The sequence below is a fragment of the Taibaiella chishuiensis genome (assembly GCF_003014535.1).
Lineage (GTDB): Bacteria > Bacteroidota > Bacteroidia > Chitinophagales > Chitinophagaceae > Taibaiella > Taibaiella chishuiensis.
This window is the reverse complement of record NZ_PYGD01000003.1, coordinates 76,444-91,974: the sequence shown is the minus strand read 5'-3', so window position 1 is coordinate 91,974 and position 15,531 is coordinate 76,444. Positions and strand designations below refer to the sequence as shown.

General features: G+C 51.7%; 11 protein-coding genes. 7 read left to right on the top strand and 4 right to left on the bottom strand.

Going from position 1 to position 15,531, the window contains the following annotated elements; genetic code table 11:
• The first annotated feature begins 5 nt into the window (after positions 1–5).
• Positions 6–998, top strand: a complete 993-nt coding sequence (gene pdhA, locus B0I18_RS10630; protein WP_219905963.1) for a pyruvate dehydrogenase (acetyl-transferring) E1 component subunit alpha — start codon at positions 6–8, stop codon at positions 996–998.
• A 118-nt stretch (positions 999–1,116) separates the two neighbouring features.
• Here pdhA and B0I18_RS10625 read toward each other — a convergent pair whose 3' ends face one another.
• The gene (locus tag B0I18_RS10625) at positions 1,117–1,755 is read right to left on the bottom strand and encodes a hypothetical protein (RefSeq protein ID WP_106522687.1); all 639 of its coding nucleotides are present in this window, start codon (positions 1,753–1,755) and stop codon (positions 1,117–1,119) included.
• 342 nt (positions 1,756–2,097) lie between these two features.
• Between B0I18_RS10625 and B0I18_RS10620 the strand changes: the two genes are divergently transcribed.
• On the top strand, positions 2,098–2,754 hold the full coding sequence (locus B0I18_RS10620; RefSeq protein ID WP_181358423.1) for a tetratricopeptide repeat protein: 657 nt from the start codon (positions 2,098–2,100) through the stop codon (positions 2,752–2,754).
• A 114-nt stretch (positions 2,755–2,868) separates the two neighbouring features.
• The gene (locus B0I18_RS10615) at positions 2,869–3,747 is read left to right on the top strand and encodes a bestrophin family protein (protein WP_106522685.1); all 879 of its coding nucleotides are present in this window, start codon (positions 2,869–2,871) and stop codon (positions 3,745–3,747) included.
• Between the two features lie 64 nt (positions 3,748–3,811).
• Here B0I18_RS10615 and B0I18_RS10610 read toward each other — a convergent pair whose 3' ends face one another.
• The 3 genes from B0I18_RS10610 to B0I18_RS10600 form a co-directional block, all read right to left on the bottom strand.
• Positions 3,812–5,083 carry an MFS transporter gene (locus B0I18_RS10610; protein ID WP_245882083.1) on the bottom strand — a complete coding sequence of 424 codons (1,272 nt, stop codon included), beginning with the start codon at positions 5,081–5,083 and terminating at the stop codon, positions 3,812–3,814.
• Positions 5,084–5,229: 146 nt separating this feature from the next.
• Entirely contained in the window at positions 5,230–7,902 is a 2,673-nt protein-coding gene (locus B0I18_RS10605; RefSeq protein WP_106522684.1) for a T9SS type A sorting domain-containing protein, read from the bottom strand.
• Between the two features lie 235 nt (positions 7,903–8,137).
• Positions 8,138–10,027, bottom strand: a complete 1,890-nt coding sequence (locus B0I18_RS10600) for a DNA topoisomerase IV subunit B (RefSeq protein WP_106522683.1) — start codon at positions 10,025–10,027, stop codon at positions 8,138–8,140.
• A 40-nt stretch (positions 10,028–10,067) separates the two neighbouring features.
• Here B0I18_RS10600 and B0I18_RS10595 point away from each other — a divergent pair, with 40 nt between their 5' ends.
• The 4 genes from B0I18_RS10595 to B0I18_RS10580 all read left to right on the top strand — a co-directional run bounded on the left by B0I18_RS10595 (position 10,068) and on the right by B0I18_RS10580 (position 15,478).
• A complete protein-coding gene (locus B0I18_RS10595) occupies positions 10,068–10,274 on the top strand; it encodes a hypothetical protein (protein ID WP_106522682.1) in 207 nt (68 codons plus the stop codon).
• Positions 10,275–10,305: 31 nt separating this feature from the next.
• Positions 10,306–11,280: a deoxyhypusine synthase family protein gene (locus B0I18_RS10590; RefSeq protein WP_106522681.1), complete on the top strand. Its 975-nt coding sequence runs from the start codon at positions 10,306–10,308 to the stop codon at positions 11,278–11,280.
• Positions 11,281–11,377: 97 nt separating this feature from the next.
• Positions 11,378–11,932: a hypothetical protein gene (locus B0I18_RS10585; RefSeq protein ID WP_106522680.1), complete on the top strand. Its 555-nt coding sequence runs from the start codon at positions 11,378–11,380 to the stop codon at positions 11,930–11,932.
• A gap of 57 nt (positions 11,933–11,989) precedes the next feature.
• Positions 11,990–15,478 carry a LamG-like jellyroll fold domain-containing protein gene (locus B0I18_RS10580; RefSeq protein WP_106522679.1) on the top strand — a complete coding sequence of 1,163 codons (3,489 nt, stop codon included), beginning with the start codon at positions 11,990–11,992 and terminating at the stop codon, positions 15,476–15,478.
• The last annotated feature ends 53 nt before the right edge of the window (positions 15,479–15,531 follow it).

The following is a 15,531-nucleotide window of genomic DNA, read 5'->3' as shown; positions in this document are numbered from 1 at the left end:
AAACTGTGCAAACACAATTCGGAAAAGAAACTTATTTGACCTGGTACGAGAGTATGTTGCTCCAGCGCCGTTTTGAAGAGAAAGCCGGACAGTTATACGGCATGCAGAAGATCCGTGGGTTCTGCCATTTGTATATCGGGCAGGAAGCAGTGTCTGCCGGTATTATAAGCGCTATCCGTGAAGACGATAATATGATTACCGCTTACCGCGACCACGGCCTGGCTATCGCCAAAGGTGTGAGCGCTAAATCCTGTATGGCCGAGCTGTATGGTAAAGCAACGGGTTGTACCGGTGGTAAAGGTGGCTCTATGCACTTTTTCTCTAAAGAAAAACGTTTCTTCGGCGGTCATGGTATCGTAGGCGGACAGATTGGTCTGGGCGCCGGTATCGCATTTGCCGACAACTATAATAACAACGACAGGATTACCGTATGTATGTTTGGCGACGGCGCAGCCCGCCAGGGTATCTTGCACGAAACCTTCAATATGGCGGTACTGTGGCAGCTGCCGGTTATTTTCATTTGCGAAAACAACCATTATGCCATGGGTACTTCGGTAGAGCGTACTTCTAAAGTACTCGACATCTACCGCCTGGCCGATGCTTATGATATGCCCGGCGACTCGGTAGACGGCATGGACCCTGAAGCAGTACATACTGCCATCGAACGCGCAGCCAAGCGCGCCCGTGAAAAAGGCGGTCCTACCTTCCTCGAAATCAAAACCTACCGTTACCGCGGTCACTCGATGAGTGATCCGGCCAAATACAGGAGCAAGGAAGAAGTAGAAGAATATAAAGAGCATGACCCGATCGATAAAGCCCTGAGGAAGATCAAGGAAAACAACTGGGCTACCGACGAAGAGATCGAAGCCATCAACGAAAGGGTGAAAAACGAAGTAGAGGAGTCGGTGACTTTTGCAGAAGAAAGTCCTTATCCCGAAGACAGCGCCCTGTACGAAGATATCTATACCCAGAAGGACTATCCTTTCATTATGGACTAATTCCTTTTTCGAACAACACAATACTCCAGGACCGGCCGATGGCTGGTCCTGTTCTTTTTATAACCGGGACCAGAACCGTATGAACATGCTAAAAGCGCTGCGGATGGCCTATTTTCCTTTACTCGATCTGGGCTACCAGTACACTCCCGGCCGCTTCTTCGATAGCCTGCAATACATAACCAAGCCCGGCCCCCGGCGGCTCGCCATCCAGGAACTCTGCAACATGCAGCCCCGCGTTGGCGGCAAGGTCGCCAAAATGCTGGGTAATCAGGGTTTTCAGTTCCAGCTGCCCCCCGGCATCGAGGAACCCAATCGTAAAGTCGCCGCCATAACCATGATAATCGGCCCCATCGACCAGGGAACGCCCTTTAATGATGTAGTTCCAGAGCCGGACGAGCGCGGCATCCCCGGTTTGTTCCACTAACCCGTTGCTGTTTTCGTAACACCATTTGTTGAGGAAGGGGCTAACCGGCAGGAATACCTGCTCGCCATCCGGCGTCCAGCCATAGGCTTCTGCTACAAACTCGCCCAGCAACTCGTTGGCCAGGCGCGGGTCGGCCGGCGGGGCAAATGCCGGACCAGGATGCTCTTCCAGGTAGGTCACTAATCGTTCATCAATAAGCGGCTCATCAAATTCCTGCCGCGAGGCCTTATCGGCGTCGAGACTCCAATGCCGGAATACCGTATAATATTGCGCCAATATACCCGGGAGGGAAGCACCTTCCCGGATACGGTAATAACTGATTCTTGCTCCCATAGCGTAAAACCGGTTGGTTGCCCGGTTTGTGCCATAAAAGTAAACATTATACCATTGCCTGTTCCCCTGCCGCGGCCATACGGCAAGAAGGAAAGCAGCTATAGGAGCCGCCTGTCGGCCGGCGGCAATTTTACAAACACAAAATCAGCTTTTTTTACAGAAAAAATACTACTATATGAACAAGCCAAATGCCGGGAAAGAAATGTTAAAGAATAAAGAGGGAAACATAGAAAATTTAAGAAATTATTTTTAACTTTGCCCACCTTTTATATTACTTTATTTCTGATAATGGCAAACACAACAAGAACAAACCCAGGTGAAAGCCCCGTAAAGGAAGTTTCTGTGAGCGATAGCGAAGTTACCTTAAGGAAGATGCAATCCTCTTTTGAAAAGAATCAAAAAGCGATCATCGGCGTTATCGTAGCTGTCGTAGTTTTAGTAGGCGGATATTTCGGATACAAATATTTGGTACAGGCACCTAACGAAGAAAAAGCTTCAGCCGCTTTATTCAGCGCAGAACGCTGGTTTGAATTAGACTCGCTCAACTATACCCTGAACGGAGATGGCCAGCACCTTGGCGCACTTGCTGTGATCAAAAAATACGACGGTACCAAAGCCGGTAACCTGGCCCGCTATTATGCCGGTATGGCTTACCTGCGCACCGGCGATGCCGCTAACGCGATCAAACAACTGGAAAAATTTGATGGTGCAGGCACCCCACTCCAGTTCCTGGCGTATGGCGCCCTGGGTGATGCTTATATGGACAGCAAAAACACCGGTAAAGGTATTGAGCTGTACAAAAAAGCTGCAGGCAATGACAAAGACAACTTCATCTCCCCGCTTTACCTGTTCCGCGCCGCACTGGCCAGCGAAGTAAGCGGCAAAGCCGACGAAGCTAAAAAATTATACCTCGAGATCAAGAATAAATTCCCTTACAGCCAGCAGGCCCGCGAGGTAGATAAATACCTGGCGAGACTGGGTGAACTGAGCATTGACTAAGGAACTCCCGTATACAATATTTGAAAGCCTTTCTCCTGATGAGAAAGGCTTTTTTTGTCGCCGTAACCAGGCATTTCGCAAAATCATTAAATTTGCGGGCAACCAACCCTATCTATGCAGATCTATAACCCCAAAGACTGGTACGAGGTACTCTTCCATATCCACAAATCGGATACGCTGCGCAAGCTGTTTCCCTACATTATTTTTGTTGCCCTCTTCTCGGCAGGCATCGCCTATTGGGAGATAGAGTTCCTGCACCTGAGCGCCAACAGCTGGGTCAAGAATATACCGGTAATGCATACCCTGCTGGGCTTTGCGATATCGATGCTACTGGTGTTCCGTACCAATACGGCTTATGACCGCTGGTGGGAAGGCCGCAAACTCTGGGGTGCACTGGTCAACAACAGCCGCAACCTGGCCCTCAAACTTAATGTGATGCTGGATACAGAAGACCGCGCCAGCCGGATGTTCTTTAAAGAAACCATTCCTTTATACGCCTTTACCCTTAAGGACCACCTGCGTTCCGAAGTAACACGCATGGCTCTCGACGAAACCGAGCACCCCGAGCGGGATAAGATCGACACCAACAAACATGTACCCAACCAGGTGGCCGGGCTGATGATGCAACGCATCAATACCCTGTATCGCAATGGCAAACTGACCGGCGACCAGTTGATCACCCTCAACGGCGAGCTCAGCTCTTTTACCGACATCTGCGGCGCCTGCGAACGCATTAAGAACACGCCCATCCCCTACTCCTACAGCGCTTTCATCAAGAAGTTCATCTTTATCTATGTGATGACCCTGCCCTTTGGGTATGTGTTTTCGCTGGGTTATTATGTAGCGCCTATCGTGGCCTTTATTTTCTATGTACTCGCCAGCCTCGAGCTGGTTGCCGAAGAGATCGAGGATCCCTTTGGACTGGATCCCAACGACCTGCCCATGGAAAAGATGGCCAGTAATATCAAAAAACACATCGGCGAAATCCTTTAAAATACAATCAAAAAGCAAAAGGCACAGGAAGTAGCTCCTGTGCCTTTTTATATCAATCCGCCGTTTAAGCGCCGGGCTTGGGTGTATTTTCATCAAAGGAGAACCTGCGCAACTGCGGCGCCCGCCAGAAGGTCATGGCTACTACCGACAGCGTAAGACAGCCGCCGACGACCACTGCCCTTACCGGGCCCAGCCAATGTGCCATAACCCCGCTCTCAAAATCGCCCAGCTCGTTGGAAGAGCTGATAAACATAGTATTGACCGCGGCCACGCGCCCCCTCATTTCGTCGGGTGTAACGAGCTGCAGCACCGTACCGCGGATAACAACACTTACGGCATCGAACAGCCCACTGAGGATAAGCATAGCAAAGGACAGGTAGAAATTGGTCGACAAACCGAATACAATGATCGACAGGCCGAACCCGAAGACGGCGGCAAACAGTTTGTAACCGGGTTTCGTTTTTAAAGGCAGGAAAGCCAGCAATGCCAGGGTGATCAATGCACCGATACCCGGTGCGGCACGCAGGATACCAAAGCCCCGTTCGTCGACATGCAGGATCTCCTTCTGGAACACCGGCAACAAAGCAACCGCCCCGCCAAACAATACCGAGAACAGGTCGAGACATAAAGCCCCCAATAGAACCGGTGTTTTGAATACGAACCGCAGACCCTCTGAAAGGCTTTGCAGGATGGGCTCTTTAACCTTTTTCAGGATAGGCTTCACCTTGATACCCAGGATGGCCAGCAGCGGGATAAACTCGATCAGCACCACCAGGGCCATACCGGCTTCAACCCCTTTCCAGGCAATCATGACACCGGCTGTAAGCGGCCCGAGCACAGCGCCGATCTGCCAGGCCATACTGCTCCAGCTTGTGGCGTTGGCATAAAGGCTGCGTGGCACCAGCATGCCCACCAGGGCAAAGGAAGCCGGTCCGTAAAAGGCGCGGATAGCGCCGCCTATAAATACAAAGGTATAGATGAGCCAGAGCACCATATCCTGCCCTACATGCGTCATAGCCAGCGGCGTGGTAAGACAGAAGAGACCAGCCCCCAGCAGGATATAACTGATAATGCAGATCAGTACCATCCTGCGCTTTTCATGCAGGTCTACGAAATGCCCGCTGAACAGGGAACAGACTACAGCCGGTATTACCTCGGCCAGCCCTACGAAGCCCAGCTTCAGCTTATCTTCCGTAATATGATAGATCCAGTAGTAGATAGTCGTACTCTGCATATTGAGCGCAAAAATGAGCGCGAAGCGGATACACAGGTAGTACTTAAATTCTTTTTCCCTTAGCGCGGGATTCTTGGTAAGAAAGGAAGAGAGAAAGGACAAAGGACGATATTTTGTGCAAAAGTACTACACCTGTGCCAGCAGCAAGGAGAAATTTAGCTCAAAAGATCGTTAACACCCCGGGTGGAAACAACAATGCCGCATCTGCAGGGAGATGCGGCATTTGTAAAAAAAATCTGACCCTTCGTTTATTTCGCGATCTTCTGTTGTTTTACCCTGTTACCATAACGTACCTCTACGATATAGATACCCGGTGCCAATGTATTGAAGTTGTATTCCGCCGTATTACCGCTGAATGCCGCCTGGTATACGGTCTGGCCAAGGGCACTACGCACGGTTACCGTTTTAACCATATTGCGCTCCTGGCAGGTAATACGTGCAGTGGCGGCCTCCCTGTCGTAACCGATCGCGATACCATGGGCATCGGCAGGCAGGCGCACCAGTTGTGCAGCCGAGTAGTTGGCTGCATCATCGTAACGTACCTCGCGGATCCGGTACAGGAAATATTCGCTGCAGCATACCGGGTCGGTATAACTGTAGCTTTCGCCCACAACAGGTACCAGGGCTATTTTTTCGAAACGGGTGCCATCGGCAGAACGTTCTACTTCAAAGTAACGGGTAGCGGTATTGATCGATGCCGTCCAGTGCAGCACTGCTTTACCGGGCGCCTGGTATACCGCACGGAAATCGCGGAAGATAACCGGCAGCGGGGAACCCGGGCTGCTCACGATATCGGAACGGAATTTCTTGAAATTGTTTACCGTAAGGTCTTTGGCTACAGTACCATCGCCATAATATACAGCCGTACCGTTATCGCTGATCATTTGCAGTTGGTCCTGCAGCATAGTGCCGCTATTGTACACCGGCAATACACCTTCTGGGTTCAGGTTGTTGACATCAAAACCAGGCAGGGCCACAGGCGCATCGGCAGGGTTGCCATTCCAGCGGTAAACGGCAGAGGCCAGCAGGCCTGCATCATCGTAGTCGCCGGCGATAATGATATAACTATTGTCGCCCAGGCGGGTAATTTCGCGGATACCCCGGCCGTTAAGGTTCAGCAGGATAGGTGCAGCCAATACCGGGGTGGTGGTGGTGCCGGTGCCAAACCAGGTCTCGAAATTCTGTACCGGGGCGATAAGCGCATTGATACGGCTGCTTACCGGCTCCAGTGGTGCGCGGAAAGCGATGTACATAGTCGTATTATCCGGGCCGAAGGCCATGCCTTCGATATTGAAACCATTGATCAGTTTGGGATCGTTGCCGCCTGCCATGCTTACGTCCAGACCCAGGTTATATGTAGTGCTCCAGGTACTGAGCGCCGTACGCAGGCCATCGTATTTACCCACATAGGTAAATGCCGTAGCAGCGCCGGTACCGGTAACATCCAGGGCAAAGATGCGATTACGGTTAGGACGCAGGTTAAATGAAGGATTGCTCTTGTTGCTATGCGAGCCCATCCAGTAGGTGCGGCCTGCATTAGCGATACCACGCACACCGGCTTCCACATCGATCTCGCGCGGGGCAGCGCCATCGAGATCGGTCAGGTTAAGGCCGGCAATGCCGCTATAGTCAAAGCTTTTAACCGGCAGGCCGGAATGCTTGCGATCATAAACGTTCAGTACATTTTTTTCATCGTCGGGGATCACCATATAGTTATCGTCCAGCGATACCGCGGCAGAGCCGTCGGAATAACCGGTATGGAATACCGTAAGCGCAGGGCTGACTGCCGCTGCAGAGGCTGCATAACTGATCAGGTATGTAGTGGTCTGCCCGGCTTTGGTAAGGGTAAGCGTGAGCGTGGCATAACCCGCGCCGGAAGGCAGGATTTTAATCGTGGCCCTGCCGTTGGCTTTTGTAACCTGGATATTGGCATCCGTTACCACCGCGGCATTGCTGCTGCTACCCGTTAAGGTGTAATCGGTAGCGGGGATCGAGGTACCGTTGTCTTTTATATCCAGGACCAGGCCGGTAGTCGCTGCAGGATCGGTAGGATCGCTGAGCACACCGCTGATCTGCGGAGCAGCAATGAAAGCGGTGTTCAGCGTCGTGTTGACCGTAATGCTCAGGGTATTGCTTGCCGGTGGCGTATTGGACAGGGTAATTACCGGCGCATTGGCACAAGAAGGCTGTGCCGTGCTGGTAGCCCAGCTGCGGGGAGTGCTCCAGGCGCCGGTTACGGTATTGAAGGTACCCGTACCCACCACATACTGGCCGCCGCCCGGATCGCTGGCCAGGGTGCTGTTACCGGCGCCGGTGCCGAAGGTGCCGCCGGCATACATATCGTTGGCAGGCACTTTAAACTTACCGGCGGCATTACCCGCAGCAGTACCGAAGAATACGGCATCGGCGGGGATGGTAGCGCTGGTAATTGCTGCAGCCGTGGTATTGAATACGGCCAGGCCATCGGCATGACCGCCGCCATTGCCCAGCACACCACCTGTACCGGAGGCAGGATTACCAAAGCCATCGCCATTGGTAGTAGAAGTATTGATCTGGCGTACTATTTTGCAGGAGCTGCCGCCGATCGCCAGCGAAGAACCGCCTACATATACCAGCGTACCTGCCGTTACCGTACCTGCGCTTACCGGTATCTCGAAGCCATAGGAAAAGGCGCCACCCTGCGGCCAGCCTGCTGTGCTGGCATCTTTTGCATCGCAGAACACGACGGTATAACGGTCGGTGCTGAAGTCGATGGTACGGGTAGCCAGCAGTTCCACAAATTCATAAGGCGATTCGTTGCCGGATGAAGGTTTGGTAAAGAAACGCTGGATCACCAGGCCGGGGCCCTGGGCGAAAGCCGCGCCGGTACTGAGACTGAGCAGGGTGCAGAGCAGAGTTTGTTTAATAGAAATGCGAACCATTGCGGTATATTTTTTAGAATTGAGCAAACAATGGCGGCGAAATTATTTCCACAATGTTACCCCTGAATTAAGGGGGCGTTACGCCTGCATTATCACTGTATTAACCCGGCATTATTACACGACGAAGCGCCTGCAGCGTTTGCTGCAGGCGCTTCGTTATATGAGGTACCCCACTCCGGTCAACCGTGGCGGGGCGCCCGTCTTATACGGCATCCCGGCCGGTTATGCTTCCGGATCAGGCGGCGGTATCTTCTGCCAGGTCTTTTTCGATCCTCAGGTTGTCGATAATGAACACCTGGCGGGCAGGTGTATTTTTACCCATAAAGTATTCGAGCAATTTCTGGATATGGGCATCCTTAGACAACAGCACCGGCTCCTTACGCATATCGTCCCCGATAAAACGTCCGAACTCTTCGGGGGAGATCTCGCCCAGACCTTTAAAGCGGGTAATTTCGGGTTTGTTGCCCAGCTCTTTTACCGCCTTCTGTTTTTCTTCTTCATTATAACAATAAATCGTTTTCTGCTTATTCCTTACACGGAACAAAGGCGTATCGAGGATATAGATATGGCCGTTGCGCACCAGGTCGGGAAAGAACTGCAGGAAGAAGGTCATGATCAGCAGGCGGATGTGCATACCATCCACGTCGGCATCGGTAGCGATCACGATATTGTTGAACCGCAGCCCGTCCATACCTTCTTCGATATTGAGGGCATGCTGCAGCAGGTTGAACTCTTCGTTTTCGTACACCACTTTTTTGGTCAACCCGAAGCTGTTGAGCGGCTTACCCCGCAGGCTGAATACCGCCTGGGTCTCTACATTGCGGCTTTTGGTAATCGAACCGCTGGCCGAATCCCCTTCCGTAATAAAGATGGTAGACTCCAGTTGTTTTTCCTGGAAAGTCTCGCGGTTCTTGGCCGGCGGCTCTTCGTTAAGATGCACGCGGCAATCGCGCAATTTGCGGTTATGTACATTGGCCTTTTTAGCACGCTCGTTAGCCAGCTTACGGATACCCGACAGTTCTTTTCTTTCGCGTTCGCTTTGTTCGATACGTTTCTTCAGGGCCTCGGCTACAGCAGTATTTTTATGCAGGTAGTTATTGAGCTCCTGCGACAGGAAGTCCAGCACGAAACTTTTCATCGAAGGACCGTTCTCGTAGGTCGTGATCGAACCCAGTTTGGTCTTGGTCTGCGATTCGAAAACCGGCTCCTGTACCCTTACCGAAATAGCGGCGCAGATACTCTGGCGGATATCGGCGGCATCGTAATCCTTTTTATAAAAATCGCGGACCGTTTTTACATAAGCCTCGCGGAAAGCCTGCTGGTGCGTACCACCTTGCGTGGTATGCTGGCCATTTACAAAAGAATAGATCTCTTCGCCATAATCGCCGGTATGCGACAACGCCACTTCGATATCTTCGCCTTTTAGGTGAATGATCGGGTAACGCAGTTCGTCGGGACTGGTCTTATTAGTAAGCAGGTCGAGCAGGCCGTTTTTGGAAACATATTTTTTACTGTTAAAATAAATAGCCATGCCGGCATTCAGGTAACAATAGTTCCAGATCTGGTTGATCACATAGTCGCCGATAAAGTGGTAGTGTTTAAATACCGTATTATCGGGTGTGAAGAATACGGCCGTACCATTGGCCTCGCTGGTACTTATTTCTTTATGTTCCTTGATCAGGTTGCCTTTTTCGAATTCGGCGGTCTTGGCTTTACCTTCGCGGTAGGAGGTTACTTTAAAATAACTGCTCAATGCGTTTACCGCCTTGGTACCCACACCATTCAAACCTACCGACTTCTGGAATGCTTTACTGTCGTACTTCGCACCGGTATTGATCTTGCTGACCACGTCCACCACCTTACCCAGGGGAATGCCCCGCCCGTAATCGCGAATAGCTACAGAACCGTCGGCGATGGTAATTTCTACCTGCTTGCCATGCCCCATCGTATATTCGTCGATACAGTTATCGACCACCTCTTTCAGCAATACATAGATACCATCATCCATACTGCTGCCGTCGCCCAGCTTACCGATATACATACCCGGACGCAGCCTGATGTGCTCTTTCCAATCGAGCGACCGGATGCTATCCTCGTCATACTGCACCACTTTTTCTTCTGCCATAGTCGTTGTTATACTTTAAAAACGGTGCAAAAATAAGAAAATGAATATTGGAACGGGTACCTGGCTACAAATAACAATTCCGGACTATACAAAAGCCGCTGTCCTTACCGGCTGTCAGCTAAAATCATTTCTTTTACCCGGGGCAAAAAATCTGCCCGGCATCTTTTTGTTGCATAAAAAATTAAATTTTGGTGCACAGGAACGGCGAAGCCGATTCAAAATCCTAATTTTGCAACGCTTAACCTAAATATCAACACGCTATAAATAAACAGAACAACATGAGTAAAGGACCGGTTTCTCAATTCATACAACATCATTACCGCCACTTTAACGCTGCTGCCCTGATGGACGCGGCCAAAGGTTATGAAGCCCACCTGGCAGAGGGTGGTAAAATGCTGGTATCGCTGGCCGGGGCCATGAGTACCGCAGAATTAGGTATCTCGCTGGCCGAAATGATCCGCCAGGACAAGATCCATATGATTTCCTGCACCGGCGCTAACCTGGAGGAGGATGTGATGAACCTGGTAGCCCACTCGCATTATAAAAGGGTGCCCAACTATCGCGACCTTACCCCACAGGACGAATGGGACCTGCTGGAAAACCACTACAACCGCGTAACCGATACCTGTATCCCTGAAGAAGAGGCTTTCCGCCGCCTGCAGAAGCACCTGGAAAAAGCATGGAAAGATGCACAGGCCAACGGCGAACGTTTCTTCCCCCACGAGTTCCTGTATAAAGTAGTACTGAGCGGCGAGCTGGAGCAATACTACGAGATCGATCCTAAAGACAGCTGGATCGTTGCTGCAGCAGAAAAGAACCTGCCGATCGTCGTTCCGGGTTGGGAAGACAGCACTACCGGCAATATCTTCGCCAGTTATGTGATCAAAGGCGAACTGCAGGCCAGCACCGTAAAAAGCGGTATCGAGTACATGGTATGGCTTACCGAGCTGTACCGCGAAATGAGTACCGGCAAAGGCCTGGGCTTCTTCCAGATCGGCGGCGGTATTGCGGGCGACTTCCCGATCTGCGTGGTGCCGATGATGTACCAGGATCTCGAGTGGCATGATGTGCCGTTCTGGTCTTACTTCTGCCAGATCTCCGATTCTACCACCTCTTACGGATCTTACTCCGGCGCTGTACCCAACGAAAAAATCACCTGGGGCAAGCTGGATATCCATACGCCCAAGTTTGTTGTAGAAAGCGATGCGACCATCGTTGCACCGCTGATCTTCGCTTACCTGCTGGGTTGGTAATTGCATCGAAAATAACGCCAAATAATACCTGTACGACGGCACCTTTATGTAGGGTGCCGTCGTTATGTTTTCAGGTTATAATTTATTATATTTGGCGATGCGTAAATCGGGAGTACTTTCTACTACAATATTCCTGTCTGTGATACTCGCAGGCACCTATGGTATTTTACATGACCAGGTTACCGCCTCTATCTCGGAAGAATATTTTACGCAGTTTAAATTTCCACAGTTCCGCCTTGGTCCCGATACCGGTTTCCGTACCGGAGTATCGCTCATCGGCTTCTATGCCTCCTGGTGGGTAGGTGCGCTGATCGGTATTATTCTCGGCTTTATCGGCATGTTGCTCTATCCCGATCATACCAGTATGCGCCGCGCCCTGCGCCGTTCCCTGCTTATCGTCCTGGTCACCACCCTACTGTTCAGCATCGGCGGTTATTGCTACGGCAGCTATTACCTGGCCGGCCATGGCGTTTCCTGGTGGATGCCCGACAACCTGCGTGATAAAGTGAGCTTTATCGTTACCGGTGCCATACATAACGCCAGTTATTCAGGAGGCCTGTTCGGGCTGCTGCTCGCCGTGCTCTACCTGTTTCGCAGCGGCTGCAGAAGCAGGCATGCCCGGGAGCGCCGCACCGCAGAAGTCTTGTCTTAATCCCTTAGCATCTAATTTTTCTTTAGTACATCACGATCAAAACAGCGTTTATATTTTATGAAAAAACTCAACTATTGCCTGCTGCTCTTCGGGCTGCTCTTCCTGGCCCCCTCGCTAAAGCTGAAGGCACAGGATACTACCTGGGTGCAGACCTATACCTTTGATACCCTCTGGACACGCAGGGCTAATTTCTTTTTCCCTACAGCCGATGAAAGCTACCGGAAAATCCTGATGTATTTCAATATCAAATGTTACCCGGATAAATCGGGCGATGGCAACTATGCCTGCGGCGAATGGGATTATATCTATTTCAACAGCATTTACGACCATAGGGGCAAACTCGACTCCACCCTTAAAAAGGGCCGTTACTTTACCGTGAACGACAACGGCAATATCGACACCCTACGCTACGCACCACAGCCGCAGTATAACGTGAACCGGTCGTTCCTGTATAATACCGTGGTGGACAACGTAACCTCGGCTACGTCCTTTAATACGGGCACGGGCACCGTGCCTATGGCCCACCCCTTCAGCCTTTCCGTCGGCCGCGAACGCAGCCAGTTTATCTGGAAGGCTTCCGAACTGCTGGCAGCGGGTCTTACCGCGGGCAATATCACGGGTATCCAGCTGAACTTCCAGAACAGTGCCGGCATGATCAACAATGTGATGATCCGGATGAAACAGGTAACCGCCGACAGTTTCACGGTTAAGGCCATGGAGAACGATACGCTGAAAACCGTATACAACTATCATCGCAACATTACCACCGCGGGCCTGAACAGTTTCCAGTTCAGCACACCCTTCGTATGGGACGGCACCTCCAATATCCTGATCGACTTTTCGTTCCAGAATGCAACGACAGGAACAGGCGCATCCATACTGGGCCAGGCTACGACCATCCCTTCCGGCCTGTTCAGCACCACGACCAATTACGCCATGGGATCGTTTGGTAACACAGGCGGTAATGTACGGTTCGATCCCAGCCTGAATATGTTTGCCGGCACCGCGCCACGCACCTACGACATGTGGATCAATGTAGATTCGTTTATCGGGCCCGAAGGCACCCTGTTCAGCGCAGGCCTGCGCGGCACGGCCAGTGCGGATTTCACCTTCCGTACCACAACACCCGACAATAGCTACAGGCTTAACCTCTGGGGTACCAACGATGCCAACTTCTCCGGTCCCAATACCAAAAAAGTATGGAAACACCTGGCTGTTACCTATGCCAACGATACCTTCCGCTTTTATATGAACGGCGCCCTGGCTTATACCAAATACAGGCCGGGCCTGAGTACCGCTACTGCAGGCGATTTCCTGCTGGGCGAATCGCGCGAGGGCGGTTATTTCTACCTGGGCAAATTCTCCCACCTCCGCATCTGGGACAAAGCCCTTTCGGGAGCAGACATCCGGAATTGGGTAGGCCGCGACATCACCGCCTCTCATCCCGACTTCAGTCATCTTAAAGCCGACTACCGCCTCAATACCGGTACGCTGAACACCATTGCCGACGTATCGCCGGCAGCCCAGCACCAGGGCCTGGTGAGCGGTAATATGTGGTGGCAAGCCGTAAAAGCAAGAGACATCTACTACAATGCGCAGACCCTGAACTGGCGTCCGCAAATCGTTTTCGAACGCAATACTTATACCTCCCATATCGATTCCGTAGCGGTAAACGATACCGTGTATACCCCGCCGGTGCTGGTAAAATTCTATGGCAACCCGGGCGGCAACCATATCATACAGGATAACGACCCGGCCAACCCGGCTATTTATACCGCTACACGTTCGGCCTGGACCAATGCCTACGGCTATATTTTCCAGAACGGCGTAAAAGTGGATTCCTTCGCCAATGCCAGGGATTCCATGCTCGTCAACTACAACATCAACTGGTACAGCAATACCGTTAAATACGAGATCGGCCGCAGCATTTCGCCTTATGGCATCAACCTGAGCCTGGGTAATGGCCGTACCCGTGTGTACGACGTTACCGATTACTACGCCCTGCTGCAGGATACCGTAGATCTTGAAGTAGGTGGTACCCAGGAAATACAGGATGTAAAATTTGCGTTTATCAAGGGGCAGCCTGCCGCCGAAGTGAACCGTATCCTGCAGCCCTGGGGTAAAGGCTGGGCGCAATACAAATACGGCGCCATAGCCTCCGACACCGTACTGAGCCCGATGACCCTGAACCTGTTGCCGAACACAGGCGCCGTGAAGTTCCGGTCGTACGTAACAGGCCATGGCGGCGCTGAAAATGCCGGTTCTGGCTATCCCAACGGTTGCTGCGAGTTTATGTTCAACAACCACTACTATAAATCCAATGGACAGAATGTAAATACCTTCCGTATCCAGCGCCAGGATTGCGGGCTCAACCCGATCTACCCGCAGGGCGGTACCTGGGTATACGACCGCGAAGGCTGGTGCCCCGGCGATATCATCAAGCCGCACGATTTCAACGTGACCCAATATATGTCCGGTAGCCAGATCAACCTGGATTATAATATAGCGCCTGTTCCTACCTCAGCCCCCAATACCGGCAATGGTGTGTACGACGTGGGTCTGCAGGTGATCGAATACAAAACTCCGGCCCGCAACAACGATGCAGAAATCTACGATATCGTAAAACCCAGCGACGCATTTGCCGTATCGCGTGTTAACCCGATCTGCCATACCCCGCAGGTAATTATCCGCAACTCCGGTAAGAACCCGCTGACTGCAGCCGTGATCAAATACAAAGTTGCAGGCGGCAATGAAGAAACCCTTAACTGGACCGGCAATCTTAAATTCCTGGATACGGCCCTCGTGGACCTGCCGATCAGCAATACCGGCTTCTGGGCCGGCAACCAAAGCAACCGCTTTATTGCACGCATTGCAGGGGCCAATGGCGGCTCGGACGAATATGCCGGTAACGATACCGCTTACTCCTCCTACAACCTGCCCGATATCCTGCCCTCAGGTAATATCGTAGTAAGACTGAAGACCAATAAGAGAGCCGTTGAAAATACCCTGCGTATTAAAGATGCCAGCGGCACCACCGTATTCGAGCGGACCGGTATGTCTAACGAGACACAGTACAGCGATACCCTGGCCCTGCCATTGGGTTGTTATACCTTTGTACTGGACGATGCCGGCAACAACGGGCTGGACTGGTGGGCCGCAGCTTCGGCCGGCAAAGGCACGCTGTCGCTTACCAATGCCACCAGCGGCGCTACCCTCAAGACCTTTAACCCCGACTTTGGCGCACAGGTGTTCTACAGCTTCACCATCGGCTTCAGCCTGAAACTCGATGATAAAAACTTCGACAACCTGGTAACCGTATATCCTAACCCGAACCAGGGCAAGTTTACCGTGCAGATGCAGGGCTTCAGCGGCGATGTAGCACTGGAACTGACCAATATGGTAGGCCAGTCGCTGTGGCACAACGATATGAAATGCATGGGCAGTATGGTGAAAAAAGAATTTACCCCACAACTGCCACCCGGCGTATACCTGCTGCGTATGAGCAGTGGCAATACCCAATCGGTAAAGAAACTGGTTATTCAATAAACACCGCGTATCCCTACGCAAAAGAGGCTGCCCATGGGCAGCCTCTTTTTTTT